General features: G+C 65.6%; 16 protein-coding genes. 8 read left to right on the forward strand and 8 right to left on the reverse strand.

Annotation, left to right across the window (positions count from 1 at the left end; all coding sequences use genetic code 11):
* The first annotated feature begins 741 nt into the window (after positions 1–741).
* Positions 742–1,902 carry an MFS transporter gene (locus ACSHT2_RS11745; RefSeq protein ID WP_440641704.1) on the forward strand — a complete coding sequence of 387 codons (1,161 nt, stop codon included), beginning with the start codon at positions 742–744 and terminating at the stop codon, positions 1,900–1,902.
* 264 nt (positions 1,903–2,166) lie between these two features.
* A complete protein-coding gene (locus ACSHT2_RS11750; protein WP_440641705.1) occupies positions 2,167–5,016 on the forward strand; it encodes an ATP-binding protein in 2,850 nt (949 codons plus the stop codon).
* A gap of 7 nt (positions 5,017–5,023) precedes the next feature.
* Here the strand turns inward: ACSHT2_RS11750 and msrA are convergent, their stop codons facing one another.
* The 7 genes from msrA to ACSHT2_RS11785 form a co-directional block, all read right to left on the reverse strand.
* Positions 5,024–5,539 carry a peptide-methionine (S)-S-oxide reductase MsrA gene (msrA, locus tag ACSHT2_RS11755; RefSeq protein ID WP_440641706.1) on the reverse strand — a complete coding sequence of 172 codons (516 nt, stop codon included), beginning with the start codon at positions 5,537–5,539 and terminating at the stop codon, positions 5,024–5,026.
* A gap of 30 nt (positions 5,540–5,569) precedes the next feature.
* The gene (locus tag ACSHT2_RS11760; RefSeq protein ID WP_440641707.1) at positions 5,570–6,025 is read right to left on the reverse strand and encodes a cupin domain-containing protein; all 456 of its coding nucleotides are present in this window, start codon (positions 6,023–6,025) and stop codon (positions 5,570–5,572) included.
* Positions 6,026–6,047: 22 nt separating this feature from the next.
* Positions 6,048–6,470, reverse strand: a complete 423-nt coding sequence (locus ACSHT2_RS11765; protein ID WP_440641708.1) for an OsmC family protein — start codon at positions 6,468–6,470, stop codon at positions 6,048–6,050.
* A 113-nt stretch (positions 6,471–6,583) separates the two neighbouring features.
* Positions 6,584–7,432 (reverse strand): enoyl-CoA hydratase/isomerase family protein, encoded by an 849-nt coding sequence (locus ACSHT2_RS11770; protein WP_440641709.1) that lies wholly within the window; start codon positions 7,430–7,432, stop codon positions 6,584–6,586.
* A gap of 31 nt (positions 7,433–7,463) precedes the next feature.
* Complete coding sequence (locus tag ACSHT2_RS11775) at positions 7,464–8,774, reverse strand: epoxide hydrolase family protein (protein ID WP_440641710.1); 1,311 nt, start codon at positions 8,772–8,774, stop codon at positions 7,464–7,466.
* A 241-nt stretch (positions 8,775–9,015) separates the two neighbouring features.
* The gene (locus ACSHT2_RS11780) at positions 9,016–9,705 is read right to left on the reverse strand and encodes a VOC family protein (RefSeq protein ID WP_440641711.1); all 690 of its coding nucleotides are present in this window, start codon (positions 9,703–9,705) and stop codon (positions 9,016–9,018) included.
* 46 nt (positions 9,706–9,751) lie between these two features.
* Entirely contained in the window at positions 9,752–10,420 is a 669-nt protein-coding gene (locus ACSHT2_RS11785) for a sensor histidine kinase (RefSeq protein ID WP_440641712.1), read from the reverse strand.
* Positions 10,421–10,746: 326 nt separating this feature from the next.
* Here ACSHT2_RS11785 and ACSHT2_RS11790 point away from each other — a divergent pair, with 326 nt between their 5' ends.
* From ACSHT2_RS11790 to ACSHT2_RS11810, 5 genes are all read left to right on the forward strand, one after another.
* Positions 10,747–13,590 carry an ATP-binding protein gene (locus tag ACSHT2_RS11790; protein WP_440641713.1) on the forward strand — a complete coding sequence of 948 codons (2,844 nt, stop codon included), beginning with the start codon at positions 10,747–10,749 and terminating at the stop codon, positions 13,588–13,590.
* 118 nt (positions 13,591–13,708) lie between these two features.
* Positions 13,709–14,416, forward strand: a complete 708-nt coding sequence (locus tag ACSHT2_RS11795; protein ID WP_440641714.1) for a hypothetical protein — start codon at positions 13,709–13,711, stop codon at positions 14,414–14,416.
* A gap of 194 nt (positions 14,417–14,610) precedes the next feature.
* Complete coding sequence (locus ACSHT2_RS11800; protein WP_440641715.1) at positions 14,611–15,312, forward strand: type 1 glutamine amidotransferase domain-containing protein; 702 nt, start codon at positions 14,611–14,613, stop codon at positions 15,310–15,312.
* Between the two features lie 82 nt (positions 15,313–15,394).
* A complete protein-coding gene (locus ACSHT2_RS11805) occupies positions 15,395–16,351 on the forward strand; it encodes a heme-binding protein (protein ID WP_440641716.1) in 957 nt (318 codons plus the stop codon).
* Positions 16,352–16,366: 15 nt separating this feature from the next.
* A complete protein-coding gene (locus ACSHT2_RS11810) occupies positions 16,367–17,317 on the forward strand; it encodes an alpha/beta fold hydrolase (protein ID WP_440641717.1) in 951 nt (316 codons plus the stop codon).
* A 126-nt stretch (positions 17,318–17,443) separates the two neighbouring features.
* On the opposite strand, the gene ACSHT2_RS11815 is transcribed toward ACSHT2_RS11810, so the two are convergent.
* On the reverse strand, positions 17,444–20,323 hold the full coding sequence (locus ACSHT2_RS11815) for an ATP-binding protein (protein ID WP_440641718.1): 2,880 nt from the start codon (positions 20,321–20,323) through the stop codon (positions 17,444–17,446).
* Between the two features lie 344 nt (positions 20,324–20,667).
* On the opposite strand from ACSHT2_RS11815, the gene ACSHT2_RS11820 reads away from it, so the two are divergent.
* Entirely contained in the window at positions 20,668–21,645 is a 978-nt protein-coding gene (locus tag ACSHT2_RS11820) for a helix-turn-helix domain-containing protein (RefSeq protein ID WP_440641719.1), read from the forward strand.
* Positions 21,646–21,856: the final 211 nt, after the last annotated feature.

The raw sequence follows: 21,856 nt of genomic DNA on the forward strand, positions 1-21,856 counted from the left end.
AGAGATTCTGGGTTGCTGCTCCTCAATGCTGGTCCCAACTCGCAATGACGGAGGATGAGGCGGCGATGCCGCTCTTCCAACACGCATTTTGAATCGCAGACACGCCTTCGCATTCTCGCGGCTGATTTCGCCCGAGCTTTGCTTGGTCGCGCCACCCTCTAAGCCAAAAGGGCGCAGGGAAGGCCGGGTGCCGGCGGCACCCGCGGTCCGCTGCGCAAAGATGTAGCGCAAGAAGACCGCACAGCAGCATACAGGTGAAGCCCAACACACGGCCTTCCCTGCGCGATGGTCGGACGGCTTATGCCGTGCTCTCCCGGGAGCCGAGTTCGTTCTGGCCTCCCTCACTCCCGCGGAATTCACCGGCACCGCGCCGGTTGACGCGACTGCTGCCTCCGCAAGAGCTTGACCGTAGCAACGACGGCCAGGACCACACGGTTTTGCCGTACGCACGGCCCGCCATTTCGCCGCAGTTTTCCCAGCCCTGTCGACGGAGCCGGAAACTTACAGACGAGACGAACCTGACAGCGCCGCTCGTCCGCACGCAGTCTCGGGCTCACGGAGAGCAATCCGCCCTGCCCTTGACCTCTCGTGCGCGACGCTGCCGCGTCCACCGCAAAGCCCGGCTCGCGAAAATGACGACCTCATGATCGCCCCTCCTGGATGCGCGCATGCTTCGGCCATAAAGCCGCGGCATTCCTCGGGTCTGTCCTCCGCCCCACCCCTGCTTCCCCGGGAGTCCTCATGTCTTCAGCCGACCGGCCGGCGACTCGCCTTGCGACCAGGCTCGCCTTCTTCGTCGCGGGCTTCGGCATCGCGTGCTGGGCGCCGCTGGTGCCGTTCGCGAAGGCGCGGCTCGCTGTCGACGACGGAGTCCTCGGGCTGCTCCTGCTCAGCCTCGGTATCGGATCGGTCGTCGCGATGCTGCTGACCGGCGTTCTCAGCGCGCGCCACGGCAGCAGACCGATCATCGTCGCAAGCGGGCTCGGCCTCGCGCTGGTCCTGCCGCTGCTCGCGATCGCAAGCTCGCCCATATCCCTGGCGCTGGCCCTCTTTGCGTTCGGCGCCGCGCTCGGGTCGATCGACGTCGCCATGAACATCCACGCCGTGGAGGTGGAGCGTGCCGCGGGACGCCCGCTGATGTCCGGCTTCCACGCCCTGTTCAGCATCGGCGGCTTCGCCGGATCCGCGCTGGTGACGGTGCTGCTCTCGCTGCAAGTCGGCGCGCTCGCCTGCACATTGATCTGCTCCGTCCTGATGCTGATCGCCATGTTTGTGACCTGGCCGCGCCTGCTTCGCTCGGTGCAGGTGCAGGAGGGCCCGTTGTTCGTGCTGCCGCACGGATCGGTGCTGCTGCTTGCGCTGCTCGGCGCCATCACCTTCCTCGTCGAAGGCGCAATGCTCGATTGGAGCGCGCTCCTCGTCATCGGCGCGGGGCTCGTCACCGAGGCGCAAGGCGGAGCCGGCTACATCGTGTTCTCGATCGCGATGACAATCGGCCGGCTCGGCGGCGACGCGGTCGTTGCGCGCATCGGGGACCGCGCGACATTGCTCTGGGGCAGCCTCATGGCGATCGCGGGTTTTGTGGTCCTGCTCACGGCGCCCATCGCAGCGGTCGCCATCGGCGGATTCCTGCTGATCGGGCTCGGCGCGTCAAACCTCGTGCCGGTGCTGTTCCGCCGGGCGGCGCGGCAAACGGTGATGCCTACCGGGCTTGCGGTCGCGGCGATCACGACCGCGGGGTACGCGGGGGTTCTGATCGGCCCGGCCGGCGTGGGCTTCGTCGCAGGTCTTGGCGGATTGCCAATGGCGTTCTGGCTGCTGGCCGCATTGATGGGCCTCGTCACGCTGTCGTCGCGGATCGTCACGGCGGAGCAGCGCCGGATGTCGCGCGTCGATGCGTGAGCGGCACTGCGCCGAATTTACGGGATGGAAGAGCCGGGATCGCCACCGGCCGCAATGGTCCCATGCAAGCGCGGGTCCAGTTCCTCATCTTGGCATGCCAACGTAACCCTTTCTTTCAAAGGCATTATTTTGGCGGGCCGAAGCAAACCCAAGCCATCTGCGCCGGTCTGTCTGCCATGCGGCTTTCGGCCAGTTTACTGGACACGTCGTTCTGCTAGATCACAACAGGATACCTTTTGACTCCCGTGGAGGGGGCAATGGCACGTGCAGGCTCATAGTAATTACGACTCGCACATTTCGTTCGGGCCATTTCGGCTGTTTCCAAAGTCCCGGCTCCTGGAGAAGGAAGGGGAGCCGCTTCACATCGGTGGCCGCGCGCTCGATATTCTGATCCTGCTTGCCGAGCGCCCCGGTGAAGTCATCGACAAGAGAGAGCTGGTCAAGCGCATCTGGGCCGACGTAAATGTCGACGAGGGCAGTCTGCGCTTCCATGTCGCAGCGCTGCGCAAGGCGCTCGGCGATACCGGCAAGTCGACCCGTTACGTCCTCAACGTGCCCGGCCGCGGCTATTGCTTTGTCGCGCCGTTCGTTCAAGCAGCTCCGCCGGTCACCTCAACCTCAGTTGCAGCCGAAATCACCGCTCCTCGCTCCCTGCCTGCTCAGCTCGCAAAGATGATCGGGCGAGAGGAGGTCATCGAGAAGATTTCGAACGGATTGACCCTGCATCGCTTCATGACAGTGGTCGGCCCGGGCGGCATCGGCAAGACTACCGTTGCCGTCACGGTCGGGCATCGCCGTTCGGCGGATTTCGGCGGACGCGTCTTCTTCGTCGACTTCGGTCCGCTGCGGGACGCCAGTCATGTCACAACCACCATCGCCTCGGTCCTCGGGCTGACCGTGAACTCGGAGGACCCGACGCCGGCCATCCTGACATTCCTGAGGACCGGACCGACCCTGCTGATCTTCGACAGTTGCGAGCATGTGCTGGATACGCTGGCTCCACTCGTGGAGCGCATCGTTCGCGAAGCGCCGCAGCTTCGCGTTCTCGCAACCAGCCGCGAGTCGTTCCGGAGCGACGGCGAGCGGATCTTTCGTCTGTTCCCGCTGGATTGTCCGCCGGAGCGCGAGGGCCTCGATGTCGCCGAGGTTCTCGCCTACCCCGCGGCTCAGCTCTTCGTCGAGCGCATCGCGCAGAGCTCGGGCTCGTTCCAGCTCAGCGCGGAAGAAGCGCCGCTGGTGGCGAACATCTGCCGGCGCCTCGACGGCATTGCGCTGGCGATCGAGCTCGCGGCGGGCCGTGTCAATGCGTACGGCATCGCCGGCACGGCATCCCTGCTCGACAGCCGCTTTTCGCTGCAATGGCGGGGGCGGCGCACGGCCGTGCCGCGGCACCAGACCCTCGCCGCGGCCCTCGACTGGAGCTACGACCTTCTGCCTCCGGCGGAAAGCGCCACATTGCGGCGACTGTCGGTGTTCGCCGGGCCATTCGCGCCGGAGGCCGCCGCCGCGGTCGCATCCGGCGAGGGCCTCAGCACCTCGGAGACCCTGGAGGCGATCGACAGCCTAGTCACCAAATCGCTGATCTCGCCATCCGGTTCGCGGACGCTACGCTATCGCCTGCTCGACACCACGCGCACCTACGCCCTCGGCAAGCTGAACGAGCTCGGTGAATACAGGACGTTTGCGCGGCGCCATGCCGAGCATTTTCAAGATTTCTTCGAACACGCGGAAGCCGATACATCGACACCGCTGCCCGAATGGTTGAGCATCTATGCAGGGGAGCTGGACAATGTGCGCGCCGCGCTCGATTGGGCTTTCGCGCCCGACGGCGACGCCAGGCTCGGCATCGCGCTGACGGCAGCCGCGATCACTCTTTGGGTGCGCCTTTCGCTGTTCGCCGAATGCCGAGAACGCAGCAGAACGGCATTGGCGGCGCTCGGAGACGGCAGGGACAACGACCGCATCCACATGCAGCTGCTGTCAGCACTCGGCTGGTCGCTGATGTATGGCGAGGGTCGCGCGCGCGAGGCGCGCCCGATCCTGGAGACGACTCTCGAGCTGGCGGACAGGCTCGATGACAAGGATTTCCGGCTGCGCGCGCTCTGGGGCCTGTGCATCGACCAGTTCAACAACGGGCAGTTCGGCAGGGCCCGCGTGCTCGCCGAGCGCTTTGCGAATGCGGCGGCGAACTCGCCCGACAGAACCGATCTCATGCTGGGCGACCGGCTGATGGCCGTCGCGCTGCATTATCTCGGCGACCAGAACGAGGCCCGGGTCCGCATCGACCGCGTCCACGGCTCGCTGCATGTGCTGGCGGAGAAGCCGAAGATCTTCCCGCTCGACCTCAGAATATCGACGCAATATTTCCGGGCCCGCATCCTGTGGCTTCAAGGCCTCGCCGACCAGGCGCAGGCGCTGGCGACAAGAAACATCGAGGAAGGCCGAGCCAACGGCCACGCCCTGACCTTCTGCAGCGTGCTCGGCCAGGCCGCATGCCCGATCGCCTTCTGGGCCGGCGATCTCGACGCCGCGGAACGCTACGGCCGCGAGCTGCTCGAGCACACCGATCGGCACGCGATCCGGCTGTGGGGCCTGTGGGCAAGGGCCTTCAATGCGGCAGTCGTCGCCAAGCGCGGCGAGGTCGCGATCGGCCTGCCGCTGCTGCGCGAAGAACTCAATCGCGCCGGCGATGCGCGCTTCCTGCCGCGATTTCTTCCCTTGCTCGGCGAGCTTGCTGCGGGTTTCCTGGAAGCCGACCAGATCGACCGCGGCCTCGACGTGATCGACGACGTCCTGACCCGCTGCAACGACCGGCAGGAGCTCTGGTATCTGCCGGAGCTGACTCGCATCAAGGCAGAGCTGATGCTCAGAAGCGTGCGGCACTCAGGCGACGCCGAGGCACGCTTGCACGAGGCCATGGACATGTCGGTTCAGCAGGGCGCCCACTTCTGGCAGCTGCGTTGCGCTACCAGTCTCGCGCGATTGATGGCCGGAGCCGGCCGGAGCGCGGACGCTCTGTCGCTTCTCGACGATGTCTGCGGAGCGTTCGCCGAGGGTGCTGACACCCGCGACATGCGCATTGCGCGCGACCTGATCGCGCAATTGCGCGCCTGACGGCAGCCTAACCTCCGGCAGCAGCCGCACGCCGCGGCAGCTTCCAGTCGGGCCGGATGAAGTGGCAGGTGTAGCCGTCAGGATAACGTTCGAGATAATCCTGATGCTCCGGCTCGGCTTCCCAAAACTCGCCAGCGGGCGCGACCTCGGTCACCACTTTCCCGGGCCACAGGCCGGACGCCTCGACGTCGGCAATGGTGTCCTCTGCGATCCGCTTCTGCGCGTCGCTCGTGTAGAAGATCGCGGAGCGATAACTGGTGCCCAGATCATTGCCCTGGCGATTGAGCGTGGTGGGATCGTGGATCTGAAAGAAGAACTCCAGCATCCTGCGGAAGCTGGTCTTTGCGGGATCGAAGATGATCTCGATCGCTTCGGCATGACCTTCGTGATTGCGATAGGTGGCGTTCTTCACGTGCCCACCCGTATAGCCGACGCGGGTGGAGACCACGCCCGGCTGCTTGCGGATGAGATCCTGCATGCCCCAGAAGCAGCCCCCGGCCAAAACTGCGCGTTCTGTCGTCATCTGTCCGCTCCATTGGTTTGATTGAGATATTCAGCGCTTGTCCCCCGCGCTATGCAAGCGCGGATCATCGACGTCATCGTGATATTCGAGGCCCAGCGGCCCGATGGCCGAGACCTGCGTGACATATTCGCCTGATTTCGCCCAGTGAAAATGCCAGGTCTCGCCGGGCAGCACGATGACGCTGCCGGGCGGATAGGCGTTCACCTTGTCGCCATCGAAGCGCTCGCCGAGCCCGATGTAGAAGACGCCCGACATGACCGTGTAGATGCGGTCCTCCGGATGCTTGTGCGGCATCAGCTTCGTGCCGCCGGGCACCTTCACCCGGACCAGGTAAGGTCCGGGCTCGGAGGGATGGCCGACCATCACCGCCAGCCGCGCGCCCGGCGGGAAAGCGGGGAACGGCTGCCATGCGACGTCCTCGGGCAGGATTGCCCGAAACCTGTCTTCGTCCGGCTGATGTTGGCGAGGCAGATCCTGGCGCGGCATGGCAGCGTCTCCATTGTTTCGATCAGCCCAGCTTGGCGTCGAGCGTGATCGCGGCGTTGAGCACCTTGGACACCGGGCAGTTCTTCTCGGCCTCGCCGGCGATCTTCGCAAAGCCGGCCTCGTCGAGGTTCGGCACTTTTGCACGCAAGGTCAGCGCGGACTTGCTGATCTTGAAGCCCTTGCCCTCGGGCTCGAGTGTCACCGCGGCTTCCGTCGACAGTTCGTCCGGCGTGAAACCTGCCATCTGAAGGCCAAAGGCCAGCGCCATCGCAAAACACCCTGCATGGGCAGCCGCGATCAACTCCTCGGGATTGGTCCCCTTCTCGTTCTCGAAGCGGGTCTTGAACGAATAGGGCGTCTGCGCGAGCACGCCGGATTCGCTCGTCAAATGACCTGTCCCATCCCGACCGGTGCCCTTCCAGACTGCCGTTGCCTTGCGGATCATCTCAATTCTCCTTGTTTGGTTTCAGCACCGGCCCTCGGTACCGGAGGAAGGCGACATTGGCACGACCGCCTATCATCGTTCCAACCGGCCGAACGTCGCAGCGGTTCCGTCGGCTAGCTGCCGATCTGCCCGACGTGGAAACCGAGCCGGTTCTCGACATCGCCGGCGCGGTGGAAGCCGCGCGCCATCAGCGCTTTGATGCGGGTCTGGCTGGCGGGGCGGCCGAGCGCGGCCAGGAACGCATCCCATTCCGGCTTGATCTCGGCATCGGGCGGCAGGCTCGCGACGTCGACGAGCCGCTTGGTCTCGGCGATTGCCTCCTTGTCGAAGGACGCGATGCGCATCGCGAGCGCCTCGACGAAACCGTCGAGCTCGGCATCCGGCAGCGACCGGTTGACATAGCCGTAGCGCTCGGCGAGATCGCCGGGGATGTCGTCCGCGCCGAGCAGCACTTCGAGCGCGCGGCCGCGGCCGATCAGGCGCGGCAACCGCGCCATCGGCCCGCCGCCGGGCACGAGGCCCGCGCCCACCTCCCATTGCGACAGGATCGCCTTCTCGCGGCTGGCAAAGCGCATGTCGCTGGCGAGTGCGAGCTCGCTGCCGACGCCGGTGGCGCGGCCCCGGATCTCGGCAATGGAGACGACCGGCGCACGGCTGAGGCGCACCAGCATGTCGGGCAACGCCTGAAGGCCGGTCGGCCCCGGCGCGATCTTGAGCGAGTCTTCCAGCGGCGCGAGGAAATCGTAATGGGTGATGAAGAAATCCTCGATGGCGCTGTCGAACACCACCACCTTCACGTCCGGATCGGTCTCGATCTGCGTGATGATGTCGCCCAGCAGCGGCAGCTGCTTCGGGCCGAAGATATTCACCGGCGGCATGTCGAAGGTGACACGCCAGTAGGACGGCAGGCGGCGCTCCAGGCGAATGTCTGCGGTCGTGAAGGTGCGTTCGGGACGATTCATCTCTTGCACTCCTGATGCATGTGTTCGCATTTCAGATCGACTGCCGCAGCGGACGGAACGCGGTGCGCATCTCCGCACAGAACAGCGTGGTCTGCTCCCAGGCTGCGAAGTGGCCGCCCTTGTCGAGGCGGCTGTAGTGCATCAGCTTCGGATAGGCCTTCTCGGTCCAGCTCCGCGGCGCTGCGTAGATCTCGTCCGGGAAGACGCTGACGGCAACCGGGATCTTCACGTGCTTCGGTGCGAAGAACACCAGCTTGTTCTCCCAGTACAGCCGCGCCGACGACACCGCTGTGTTGGTGAGCCAGTAGAGCGTGATGTTGTCGATCACATCGTCCCGCGACAGGCCTTCGGTCTTGCCGTCGAAGACGCGCGCGATCATCGCGGCGCTGCGCGCATCGTGATCGAGCATCCAGGACGCAAGGCCTGCCGGCGAGTCCACGAGGCCATAGAGCGTCTGCGGCCGGTTCGACATCTCGATCGCGTAGCCGAGACCATGCTTGTAGAAGTCGTCGAGCTGGTCGTAGGCGATGCGCTCGTCGGTCGAGAGATTCGACGGCCGCACTCCGCCCGGCTGAAGCGCCTTGGCGATGTCGTCGGGCACGGTCGCAGGCATGTTGGTGTGGATGCCGAGCAGCTCGGGCGGTGCGATCAGCGCCATCTGCTCGGTGACGGCATTGCCCCAATCGCCGCCTTGCGCGACATAGCGGCTATAGCCGAGCCGCTTCATCAGCACAATCCAGGCTCGCGCGATGCGCTGGGGATCCCAGCCGAGCTCCGTCGGCTTGCCCGAAAATCCGTGGCCGGGCAGCGAGGGGATCACCAGATCGAACGCGTCCGTAGCCCTGGCGCCGTGCGCGGTCGGATCAGTGAGCGGGCCGACGATCTTCATCTGCTCGATGATCGAGCCGGGCCAACCATGCGTGACGATCATCGGCAGCGCATTCTCGTGCCGCGAGCGGGCGTGAATGAAATGGATATCGACGCCGTCGATGTCGGTGACGAATTGCGGCAGAGCGTTCAGCCGCGCTTCGATCTTGCGCCAGTCGTAGTCGCTCTGCCAGTAGCGCACGAGCTCCTGCACCGTCCTCAGTTGCACCCCCTGCGATTGATCGGTGACGATCTCGCGATCCGGCCAGCGGGTGGCCGCGAGACGACGACGGAGGTCGAGCAGGTCCGCCTCGGGCACGTTCACGTGGAACGGGCGGATCGTGCCGTTCGCAGCCGCCCTCGCCGGCTGCAGCGGCAGCAGGCTCGACACGCTTGCAACCGCGCCCATCGCAGCCTGGCTCAGCAATTGACGGCGATCGGGGTTGAGGATGTCGGTGCGGACTTGCGTCGTCATTTGGATCTCCCTTGCTTCGACCGGTGCCGGGGATCGGGTTCGAGAGCGGCACGTCGGTTCGTTCTGTGCAGACATTGGCGCGGGCAAGTCCGATTTGCTCGTTATGGCTTGTTAGGCCTCGTTAGCCCTTGCGAGTCCGCGCGACGACCAGAACAGGCGATGTCGATGCGGCACGGCGCGCGACGAGGTCAGTCGTCGCGCGCCGTATCGGCTAAAGTCAGGAGCTGCGTTGGCCTGCAATTCACGACGGCCGCGGCTGGCCGGCCTGCTCGCGGACGATGTAGTCGGCGTACCAGTCCGGCCAGTTCTCGTCGTGTCCGCCGCTCCGCGTCTCGTGCTCGCCATGCGCGGCCGCGGCGCGGCGCAGCGCCGCGGCCAGATCGGTCGTCGAAGCGAATGTCGTGGCGCCGCCCGCGATACGCCCGGGCAGTCGTGCCGTGACCTCCTGGAACAGCCAGCCATTGCCGTCGGGGTCGCTGAACGATGCGAACGTGCTGTAGCTGCCGCGCTTCGGGTCGGCACCGCCGAGCCGAACGCTGCCGAACAGATACGGTTCGTCGGGCCCGGCATGAACGTCGCCGGCACCGTGGAATGGCTCGCTGACCTCGACGCCGCGGCCGAGCAGCTCCTGCCGGGCGGCTTCCAGGTCGGAGACGATCAGGTACAGGCCTCGCGCCGAGCCGGGCGCTGCGGCCGTCACGTTCCTGCCGAAGATCACCGAGCAGGCCGAGCCCGGCGGCGTGAACTGGATCACGCGCCAGTCCTCGCCTGACGAAAAATCGGCATCCAGCCGCCAGCCGAGGCGCGCGTAGAACGCCTTGGCACGGTCGACGTCGGACACGGGGATCACGACGACCTCGAGCTTCAAGTCGACGCTCCGCGCTGTCGAGGGCCCGGTCCCGGCTTCGCGATCGATTTCGGTGGTGGTCATGTCGAACTCCCTTGACGTGAGACGCGGTTGCATACCTGGAAGGGCTTCATGCGACAGTCGGCATCACGATCGTCACCCGCGTGCCGCCCTGCCCCGCCTCGCCGTGCAACCGCGCGTGGATGCTGCGTGCGAGTCCTTCGAGGATCCGGCTGCCGGTGCCCTGAAGCGGACCGGTCGCACCGATGCCGTTGTCGGCCACCGTGCAGAGCCAGGCGCCGTCGCGGCTCGCCAATTCGATGCGGATCAGCGCATCGCTCCTGTTCGGGAAAGCGTGCTTTGCCGCGTTGGTGACCAGTTCGGTGAGCATCAGCGCGAGCCGATGACATTGAGCGGCCGGCAGCCCGCTGCTCTCGATTGCGGCTTCGCAGCGGATGCCTGCCGGCTCCAGCACCGCTTCGGAGAGGGCTCCACACAGGTTTTCGAAGAACGGCTCCACGGCGATCGTCGACGGATCGTCGTTGTCGGACAGCAGCTGATAGAGCCGGCCGAAGGCGACGATGCGCCGCTCGAGCCGGTCCATCACCAGCGACACATCCCTCTTGCTCGCGCGCGTGAAGTCGCGGCGGACCGAGGCACCGAGCAGCGTCAGCGTGTTCTTCATGCGATGGTGGGACTCCCGCAGCACGAGCTCCCAATCACGCGTCTGATCATCGGGACTGGCGACGAATCGTGGTCGAGCGACGTGGTCGTTCGGCCGAGCACCGATACTGGACATCATAGCCTCCCCGTTGAAACAGGATCTCACTCGAAGGCCATACTGGACGCATCGCGCGCGTTTTGCCCGTTAGACGTTGCAAGATTCTGTTATGATCGGCGGCGCCCGCGATCTCGCGGCGGACACCCGCGCCTCGAGGGTCAGGCGCGCTGACGAATTGTCGCACTCGCGTCGCAAACTGCTCGCGTTTAAGCAAAATTTGCGACACACGTCCCGGTGCGATCAGCGGTCGCCACGCGATTTCGCCACTTTCGGCCGGTTTACTGGACGCCTCGATCTGGTAATCAAATTGCAGACTTCAGCTCATTGATTGGAATTGTTGGCCCGTGCCGGACAGTAACGAGCAGGATTCGGTCATTGCCTTCGGGCCGTTCCGCCTGTTCGTGAAGTCGCGGCTGCTCGAAAAGGACGGCGCCCCGCTTCACCTCGGCGGCCGTGCGCTCGACATCCTCATTTTTCTTGCCGAGCGCGCCGGAGAGGTCATTGACAAGCGGGAGCTGATCAAGCGCATCTGGGCCGACGTGAACGTGGACGAAGGCAGCCTGCGCTTCCACATCACGACGCTGCGCAAGGCTTTGGGCGATGCGGGCGAAGGCTCCCGCTACGTCGTCAACGTCCCGGGACGCGGCTATTGTTTCACGGCTCCGCTGCTCCGGCCCGCAGCATCGGAGAACCGGACGAGCCCGCCCGCCGCTTCGCCCTCCTCGCTGCCCTCGCCGCTCGCGAAGATGATCGGCCGGGACGGTGCGGTCGAGAGGATTTCCGCCGAGCTTGCCCAGCATCGCTTCGTCACGATCGTCGGCCCCGGCGGGATCGGCAAGACGTCGGTCGCACTCGCTGTCGCGCAGGGCGAGCTCGCGGCCTTCGACGGCCAGGTGTGTTTCGTCGATTTCGGCGCGCTGACGGATGCCCGGCTCGTCCCCGGCACGATTGCAGCCGCGCTGGGCCTGACCGTCAGTTCCGAGGACCCGATACCGGATCTGCTGACGGTCCTGCATAGCCGGCGCATCCTGCTTGTGCTCGACAGTTGCGAGCATATCCTCGACGAACTCGCCCCTGTGGCTGAGCGCCTGGTCCGCGAGGCCCCGCAGTTGCACATCCTGGCCACCAGCCGCGAATCCTTTCGCGCAGAAGGTGAACGCGTCCATCGGCTGTTTCCGCTGGATTGCCCGCCGGAGCGCGACGGGCTCGGCATCGCTGACATCCTTGCCTATCCCGCAAGCCAGCTCTTCGTGGAACGCATTGCCGAGAGTTTGAGCGAATTCGAACTCCGCGAGGAGGACGCGCCGCTCGTCGCCGAGATCTGCCGGCGCTTGGACGGCATTGCGCTCGCGATCGAGCTCGCGGCCGGACGTGTGAACGCCTATGGCATTTCCGGGACCGCCTCGCTGCTGGACAGTCGCTTCTCGCTGCTGTGGCGGGGACGGCGCACCGCAATTCCGCGGCATCAGACCTTGAGCGCGGCGCTCGCCTGGAGCTACGACCTGCTGCCGCCGGCCGAAAGCGCGACGCTGCGCGGATTGTCGGTGTTCGTCGGGCCGTTCACGCTGGAGGCCGCGCTTGCCGTCGCGTCCTGCCAGGGGATAAGCGAGCCCGAAGCCGCCGAGGCGATTTCGAACCTGCTGTCCAAATCCCTGATCGCGACCTCGCCTGCGGAGCGGCGGCTGCGCTACCGCCTGCTCGACACCACCCGCGCCTTCGCTGCGGACAAGCTCGTCGAGAATGGGGAAGCGGACCGCGTCGCGCGCGCCCACGCCGAATATTTCCGCGACTTCCTGCATGACATTGCCCTCAAATCCAGGGGCATGCAGAGCGCGGGCGGCTTCCTTCCCTATGCCGACCATTTGCCGAATGTCAGGGCCGCGCTGACCTTCAGCTTTTCGGAGAGCGGCGATCGGACGATCGGCGTGGATCTGGCGGCCTCGGCGGCGCAGTTCTTCCTCGAACTGACCTTGCTGACGGAATGCTACCGCTGGACCCGGCAGGCTCTGGCGTCACTCGATACGAATGCCGTGGACGGCCGCCAGGAGATGACCTTGCAGGCCGCGCTCGGCGTCTCCGTGATGTTCACGCAGGGCAACACCGAAGCGGTCCGGTCGGCGTTCACGCGCAGTCTCCAGCTTGCCCGGGAGCTCGAGGACCTGCACTGGCAGCTCTGGCTGCTGCGCGGATTGCACATCTATCTCACCAGGGTCGGAGACTTTCACGGCGCGCTCGGAATCGGCGAACAGGGCGAGAGCGTCGCGCGAAAACTCAACGATCCCGCCGCCACGTTCAACGTCGAATGGATGCTGGGCGTCGCGCATCATCTGATCGGCAACCAGGACAAGGCGGTTCGGTTCTGCGAGAGCGCGATGGTGCACAATCCCGGCTCGCAACGGCTGAACATCGGCCATCTCGGATATGACGACCGCATCGTTGCGCTGGTGGCGCTGGCGCGCGGACTCTGGCTCACCGGCCGGCCCGAGCGTGCGGTCGAGGCCGCCAGATACACCGTTCGCGAGGCCGAGCTGCTCGAACAGCCGCTGACCCTCGGCATCTCCCTGATCTGGACGATTTACGTGTTCCTCTGGGTCGGCGACTGGGACAACGCCGAAATCCTGATCGAGCGGCTGATCGACCATTCGGCGCGGCACTTCCTCGGGCCCTATCACGCGGTCGGCATCGGCCAGAAGGGCGAGCTGCTGCTGCGCCGCGGCGACGTTGCCGCGGGCATCGAGCACCTTCGCCGCAGTCAGGCGACGTTGTACGCGACGCGGCACCGGATCATGACGACCGTGTTTGCGACGGCACTCGCGGAAGGCCTCGCTTCCCAGAATCAGCCCGACGAAGCCTTGCAGACGATCAACGAGGCGATCGCCCAGATCCCCGATCATGGGGAGTCCTTTGACATGCCGGAGATGCTCAGGGTCAAGGGCGACATCCTCGCCCGGTCGGGCAGCGCCGTGGAGGCCGAGAGCTGCTTGCGCACATCGCTCGATCTGGCGCAGCGACAATGCGCGGTCGGCTGGGAGCTCCGAGGCGCGATCAGCCTCGGCCGCATCTGGCGCCAGGCCGGAAAAGCCGGCGACGCACGCGACTTGCTCGCCCCGCTCGTCGCGCGCTACCAAGAGGGGCTCCAGACCCCCGATCTGGTCGCAGCAAAGGGCCTCCTCGCCGCCCTGAATTGAGAGCATCTTCAACGAGATACCGCCAACGCGCGCGCTCGCAAGTCCTAACAACTTCTAACACGCCAAGCCGCCTACGCCCCGCCATGGTGGCGACACTTCATGGTGGATATGGCGGGACATGGCGCTTCTTGACGACGTAATCGATGCCAGCGGCGGCTTGGCCCACTGGAACAGCTTGAACCGGTTCACGCTCCACCTTTCCGTCGGCGGATCGCTGTTCTCCAGCGCCGGACATGCCCGGGAATTCAAGGACGTGACCGCGGAAGGCTCGACCCGCGCGCAGTCGCTCCGGTTCACCGGCATCACCGGAGGTGAACACGCCGGCTCCTTTCAACCCGACGCGATCACGATCGAGAGCCTGGATGGTGAAGTCCTGCGGACCTGGCGCAACCCGAGCCTCGCGTTTACCGAGGCCGGCTTGCCGGCGCTTGCGGACGAACTGCATCTGGTCTTCTTCTGCGGCGTCGCGATCTGGAACTATCTGACCAACCCGTTCCTGCTCGCCGATCCCGACGTCACGGTCGAGGAGCTGCCGCCCTGGCGTGAGGGCGCCGAAACGTGGCGGCGGCTTCGGGCGCAATTCCCCCCGCGCCTTATCACGCTCGCGCCTGAACAGATCTTCTATTTCGACGAGAGCGCCCTGCAACGGCGGACGGACCACGATCTCTTCGGAAACAAAGTCGCACATTACTCCTGGGCTCATGACAGCTTCGGCGGCATCGTAGTGCCGACACTTCGACGCGTGCAGACGCTGCAGCCTGACGGAACGGTAATCGCCAAGCCCGTGCTGATGGACGTCGAGATCTTCGACGCCGTCTTCGAGTAGGGACGAGCCCCCGCGGGAGCGGCGGCTACTCTGCCTCTCAACGCCTAACAATACATAACGAGCCAACAGACGGCCTCGGAGGCAGACTGCACTCGCGAGCAACGAACGACGTGCGCTCGAACGAGACCCAGGCTGATGCGTCTCCACCTCGCTGGAACGCGTCATCGCGGCAACGGCACCCAAGGAGAACGGTTATGAAAGTATTGATGGTCCTCACCTCCCACGATCAGCTCGGCAACACCGGACGCAAGACCGGCTTCTGGCTCGAAGAGCTTGCTGCGCCCTATTACGTGTTCAAGGATTCCGGTGCGGAGATCACGCTCGCTTCGCCCAAGGGCGGACGTCCGCCGCTTGACCCCAAAAGCAACGAGCCCGAGTTCCGCACCGACCTGACGCTGCGCTTCGAGCAGGACGCGGCGGCGGAGGCACAGCTCGACAAGACGCTTCGCCTCGACAGCATCAGGCAGGAGGATTTCGACACGGTGTTCTACCCCGGCGGCCACGGCCCCATGTGGGACCTCGCCGAAGACCCGAACTCGGTCAAACTGATCGAGTCCTTCCTTGCCGCCGGCAAGCACGTCGCGATCGTCTGCCATTCACCGGCCGCGCTGCGCCACGTCAAGACCCCGGACGGCAAGCCACTGGTCCAGGGCAGGGAGGTGACCGGCTTCACCAATGGCGAGGAGGAGGAAGTCGGACTCACCAAGGTGGTGCCCTTCCTGGTCGAGGACGAGATGCTGCGCCTCGGTGCGACCTTCTCGAAGAAGGCCAATTGGTTGCCCCATGTCGTCAGCGACGGCCTGCTGATCACGGGCCAGAACCCACATTCGTCGGGTCCGGCCGCGCAGGCGCTGCTGGCTGCTCTCAGGGGCAAGCCGATGGCGAAGGCTTCGTAAATCCCGGCCGCGGTCACATCTGGTGAGACGCCGGCGATGGCGCCTCTCGACGCCGCGGAACATCTCTCGAGAGGACACGATCATGGACTTGCTTTCCTACGCGAAGACGATCGCAGAGCGCATCGAAGCGCACTCGGTACAGGCCAAGATACCGGTTGCAATCTGCATCATCGACATTCACGGCAACACCGTTCTCAAGCACCGCATGAACGGCGCGCCGGCCTTCTCGCTCGAGCTGTCGGAGCGGAAGGCCTACACGTCCGCGCTGGTCGGGCTTCGAACCACCGAGCTTTCCCCGATGGTGCAACCCGGACAGCCATTGTTCCCACTGATGGGTGTTGCGGGCGGACGATTCTGCTCGATGGGCGGTGGAGCGCCGCTGCACATCGACGGACAGCTTGTCGCCGGCATCGGTATCAGCGGCGGTACCGTCGAGCAGGACGTCGACATACTCGAAGCGGGGCTCCACGAACCCGTAGCCACTGATACGCTCGACATGAAGTTCGAGGCCGTCGTCCTTCCGGTCTCGGACGTCGAGCGGGCCAAGCGCTTCTATGCCGATCTCGGCTGGCGGCTCGACATCGACTACGCCGGCACGAACAACTATCGCGTCATCCAGTTCACGCCGCCGGGCTCCGGGTGTTCGGTGATTTTTGGCAGCAACCTGACCACGGCGGCGCCCGGCTCGCTGCAGGGGCTCCATCTCATCGTGTCCGACATCGAAGCCTCATGTGCCGACCTGCGCCGCCGCTGCATCGCAGTCAGCGAACCATTCCACGATCCGGTTGGCATATTCCACCATGCCAGTGCGAGCGATCTCGCGGCCGGCCCCAATCCGCAGCGGAAGAGCTATGCGTCCTACGCCTCGTTCAACGATCCCGACGGCAACGGCTGGGTGTTCCAGGAGATCACCGCGCGGCTGACCGGACACATCGAGGACGACGACGAAAGCTTCACACCCGAGCTCACGGACGTGGTCCGACGCGCGGAGGCGGCTGCGCGCCGAAGCGCCGCCGCGGACGGTCGGGCCGCAGCGTGACATCGGAGCAATGACATGAAGGTTCCAGCTACCCTTGCACTCTCGGCGGCCCTGGCCTGCACGACTGCGCACGCCTCGGCACAAGACCTGCGATCGAGCCGGCGTTCGATCAGCTATCACACCGTCGATATCCAGGGCCTCGAGATCTTCTATCGCGAGGCCGGCCCCGCCGACGCACCGACCGTGCTGCTGCTGCACGGCTTCCCCTCCTCGTCGCGGATGTGGGAACCTCTGCTGCCGCTGCTCGCCGACAGATATCACGTGATCGCACCTGACTATCCCGGCTTCGGCAACAGCAGCGCGCCGCCGCCGTCCGCGTTCACCTACACGTTCGACAACATCGCCGGCGTGATCGAAGAACTCACGACGAAGCTCGGTCTCGGCAAATACGTGCTGTTCATGCAGGACTACGGAGGTCCTGTCGGCTTCCGCATGGCGCTGGCGCATTCCGAACGTGTCCGCGGATTCATCATCCAGAATGCGGTGTCGCACGAGCAGGGCTTGAGCCCGCTCTGGGAGGCGCGTCGCAGGTACTGGGCCGACCCGGCACACGAGCTCGAGGCGCTCAAGGCCAATTTCACCTCGCTGGCGGCGACGCGTCAGCGGCATCTCGGCTCAAGTCCGCACCCCGAACGCTACGACCCCGACACCTGGAACGACGAATACGCGTTCCTGACTCGTCCCGGCCAGGCCGAGATCCAGGCCACGCTGTTCCTGGATTACCGGACCAACGTCGCCTCCTATCCCAAATGGCAGGACTGGTTGCGCAAGACGCGGCCGCCGACGCTGGTGGTCTGGGGCAAATACGATCCGTCTTTCAGCGTCGCCGGCGCCACAGCCTATCGCGACGATGTGCCGGATGCCGAGGTTCACATCCTGGAGGCAGGCCACTTCGCGCTGGATGAAGCCACCGACGAGATCGCCGCGCTCGTTCGCGGCTTCCTTGCGCGCCTGGACAAGGGCTAAGGCATGATCCGGAAAAGTGCGCAGCGGTTTTCCGAAAAGATCATGCTTAAACAACAACCCAAAGCGCGATGACGATTCATCCTAATCGCATCGCGCTTTAGGCTCGGGATTTCCGACCGCGTGTGATCAGGCCGGCTGACTCAGCATCAGCCGTGCCGCCCTGAGATCGGCGGTCTCGAACCCCTCGGAGAATCGGGCGTAGGTGCTGGCGAGCCGCTCAAGCGAATCTGGCACACCCTGCCGGTCTCGCAGCCGCGCCAGCGACATCTCGGTTCGCAACTGCCAGGACAATGCGCCCTGGTGCTCGGCGAGCGTCGCCGACGCGACCAGACTTGCCTCGGCAGCTGCGAGGTCTCCGCCATGCGCCTCGAGCTCTCCCCGCAAACGGAGCAGCTCCGGCATGTCGAAGGCGCCGCCTCCCTGCTCGATCCGCGCAATGGTCTCGTGCAGCACCTCTCGCGCGTCCGGCAGCCGTCCGAGTGCCGCCAATCCCTTGGACAGATCGGCAGCGAACGCCGATGCGTAGAGTTCGTAGCGATCCGCGTGCAGACGCGGGAGCGCAGTCCGCAACAGGTCGATGCCGCCAGGGACCTCGCCGCGGGCGATCATGTTCTGCGCCCTAAAGCCGCTCGCGACGGCTTCGTAAGGAACGAGCCCGTGCAGGTTCGCATGCCTCGCCAGGCGACCGGTCATGGCCTCGACGGAGGACCAGTCGCCAACCCAGCCGAACACCGAGGCGGACCAGCACAATGCGATACAATGCATGACCGCGTCGCGCGGCGCTGACGCGCCGACGAGCGGGCGAATGCATTCGAGCGCACGATCGGGAAAGCCGCGCAGCCATAGCACGCGCGCGAGCGGAATCTGCGGCGTGCGCGAATAGGCGAAATGTCCGGGTTGAGTGCCACGCAGCGCGGCGTCGTCGCGCAGGCCCTCGTCGAGATGGGCCTGGGCCTCGAGTTGGTCCCCGGCGAGGTGATAGGACACGCCGAGGAGCGCCTTGCTGCCGGCAACGCCTGCGGTATCGCCGATCAGGTGGGCAATCCGTTCGGCGTGGCGCGCAGTCGGCACCAGATGCCGATAGCCGCCGGTCCGACGGTAGAACATATTCAGCCGCGACAGCAGCCGGAATGTATTTGCGTGGTCGCCGAGCGCCTCCGAAATCTCCAGGCCACGCCTGAGCGCCGCTTCCGCATGCTCGCTGTTGCGCTCGGTGAACATGAGGGCGTGACCGAGCGTCGACTGGAGCTCGAGCTCCCATCTGCCGCCCCGCTCGGCCTCGTCGAGCGCCGCGAGTGCCCGATCGGACCATATGCGCGCTTCGTTCAGCAAATTGAGCTCGACGAACAGCCTCGTGCAGCTACCCGCGAGCGGCACGCGCAGGCCGGCGCCGTCAGCATTGGCGTAGCTCCATGCCAGTGCCGCGCGGGTGTCGGCGAGCAGGCCCGCCCGCTCCTGCGCGCGGGACGCTTGGTCTCGGCTGCCCGGCTCCGTCATGCCGGCTTCGAGCGTTCGCTGAACATATACGGCATGACGGCGCGCGATTGCATCGGCCTCGCCGCCGTCGGCCAGCTTGTGCATGGCATAGGCACGCGTTGCGTCAAGCAGGCGATAGCGCCGCGACGCGCCGTCCGGTTGCGCCGACACCAGCGACTTGACCACGAGTTGCTCCAGCGCATGGACGACGCGATCCTCCGCCGTCGCCGCGTCAGCCGCCACCGCGACCGCACCCTGCAACGTGAAGGGGGCTGCGAAGACGGCGAGGCGCTGAAACACGATGCGCTCGCTCTCGCCGATCAGGCCAAAGCTCCAATCGAGCGTGGCGCCGAGCGTCTGCTGGCGCGGCGGCGCCGTTCGCCGCCCGCGCCATTCGAGCTGGAGATGGCTGTCGAGCATCGCCGCCATCTCGCGCAATCCGTAGAGACCGACGCGCGCGGCGGCCAGCTCGATCGCGAGCGCGATGCCGTCGAGCTTGCCGCAGATCCGGACCAGGACCTCCGCATCCTCGTCCGTGATGTCGTCCCGATGGCCCGCCGCGACGGCGCGGTCCACGAACAGACGCGCAGCGGGATAGTTCAAGACCTCGCCAGCGCTGAGGCGGGCGTCCTGCGGCGGACCCGGCAAGGGGGCCAACTCGAGGATCTGCTCCCCTTCCACCAGCAGCGACTCGCGGCTGGTCGCGAGGATGGCGACGCCAGGCGCCTCACGGTAGATGGCTTCTGCGAGACGCGCGACCTCGTCGATGACGTGCTCGCAGCTGTCGAAAACGAGCAGCAGCCGTCGGCCGCGCAGAAAATTGACGATGCTGCCTGCGGGATCGTTGTGATGCACGACGAGGCCCAGCGCGGCGGCAACCGTGCTCGCGACCAGCGCGGCGTCCTGCAGCGGACCGAATTCGAGAAAATGGACGCTGCCCTCGAACCTGTCGCACATGTCATGCGCGAGCGCGGCAGCAATGGTGGTCTTGCCGATGCCGCCCGGCCCCCGCAGCGTGACGAAGCGATCACGGAGCAGGCGCGTTGCCAGATCGGCCACGACGTCGTCCCGCCCGACCATCCGATCCAGGCGACGCGGCAGAGCCGGTGGCGGGGCGGATGCTTCGGGTGGCCGCGACGCGGTCACAGGCGGCTCTGCACGTTCGCCACGCCGCACGGGCGCGACGAAGCAATAGCCCCGGCTCGGGATGTTGGTGATGTAGCGGGCGCCGTCCTTGCCGTCGCCGAGCGCCTTGCGCAGCTCCGCGACATGGACTCGCAAGCTGATCTCCTCGACGGAGAGGCCGGACCACGCGTAGCTGAGAATCTCGTTCTTCGGCACCACCTCGCCGGCACGGCTGACGAGCAGGCGCAAAATGTCCATCGCCCGGCTGCCGAGCTTGACCGGTACGCCGTCCTTCTCCAGCAGCCGCGAGCGCAGCGAGAACGGTCCGAACGAGACGGCATCGAGATCAAGGATCGGACCAGTGTCGCCGCTACGGCGGCCATGTCCTGCCGAAAGCTCGGTCACATCGCGCTCATCTTGCCTGCTTCTTCGAAACGCGGCGCAACTATACAAGGCGCCGCTGCGAGGTCCAGTGAAGGCATTGCAGCGGTCTCGCACCGGCGCGTCGGTCTACGCGATGCGCTCTCCTCAGGCCCCTCCGGCCCGCGCAAATGCATGACAAATTGGTCCTAACCGGGCCGTCTGCGACGAGCTGTCACACCTGATGCACGCCCACAGAATCTAACAGTTCCTAATCACCACTAACGGGCGTCCTGGCCAGCTCACGTTTATCCTCTCAGCATGGAAAGCACTGGTTTGCGCGCCTTCCGGTCGTTGCAAGCAACGGCAAAACCAGGAGAGGACGAACGATGTCGAGCAACTTGCACGTGGCGCATGCCTGGATTGATTTTCCGATCGCCCCGCAGGATCACGAGGGTCTTCGCCCCACACAGGCGATCGCCCGGGAGAGCCAATGGCGCCAGATCGATCTCACTCCGGAGGGCATGATCGAAGACATCACGATCTCGCGATGGGATGATCCGCGGAGCAACTCGTCGCACGAAACGACGACGCCGGACGATCGCTATTTTGTCGGCATTGCCCTGAAGGCCACGCGTGCGAAGCTGACACGGGATGGCCGGATCGTCTTCGAAGGCGCCATGCCGGCCGGGTCACTCTATGTCACCGCCCCGTCGAAGCCGCTCGGCGCACAATTCCAGTCGCCGTGCGCATTCCTGCACGTCCACATCTCCACGGACCATCTTCGAGCGCACGCCGACGGGCTGAACGACCTCGTGCTGTTGCGCGATCCGCTCGCCGCCGAGCTCGCCAAGGCTCTGATCGAACATGGTGATGCCGCGGATCGGCAGTTTACAAGCTGCATCGGCCAGACCCTGGCGATGCATCTCACCCGGATGGAGCTGCCGCGCGTCAAGGTCAATGCCTTGCCGAAATGGCGGTTGCGGCGCGTCGAGCAGCACATCGCCGATCATTTCGACCGCTGCATCAGCCTGTCCGAGCTCGCCAATGTCGCCGGCCTGTCCAGGATGCACTTTGCGGCGCAATTCCGTGCCGCGACCGGTTATCGTCCCCGCGAATATCTGCTGACGCAGCGGGTCGAGCATGCCAAGACGCTCCTCGCGACCACCGAGCGGCCATTGGCGGAGATCGCCCTTTCCGTGGGCTTCAGCACGCAGGCGCATTTTTCGACCGTCTTCAAGCGCATCAGCGGTCAATCGCCGGCACGGTGGCGCCTTGCCAACGCGGGTGGACAGCTCGAGGTCGAATCGCGGCCGAGGCGGCGCGCGTCTCCGGACCGGGATTGGATCGCCAGCGTCGCTGCATAGATGATCCGGCAGACGGCTGGCCGAGGGGATTCCGGGGGATGCCCCTTTTTTGTCGTTTGATGCTCCCGCGTTGATCTCACCCCTGCAAGTCCTCGTATCCCGGACAAGCTGCAACACGCGAGCTTGCGGCGCGAACCTACACGGCTATACGTTGCACGCAATGAGATGGGCCCGGCTCTGCAGCGCATCGTCGACGAGACGCTGCGCTGCG

Origin of the sequence: Bradyrhizobium sp. PUT101 (assembly GCF_052043945.1) — a bacterium.
In the GTDB taxonomy this organism is placed as follows: Bacteria; Pseudomonadota; Alphaproteobacteria; order Rhizobiales; family Xanthobacteraceae; genus Bradyrhizobium.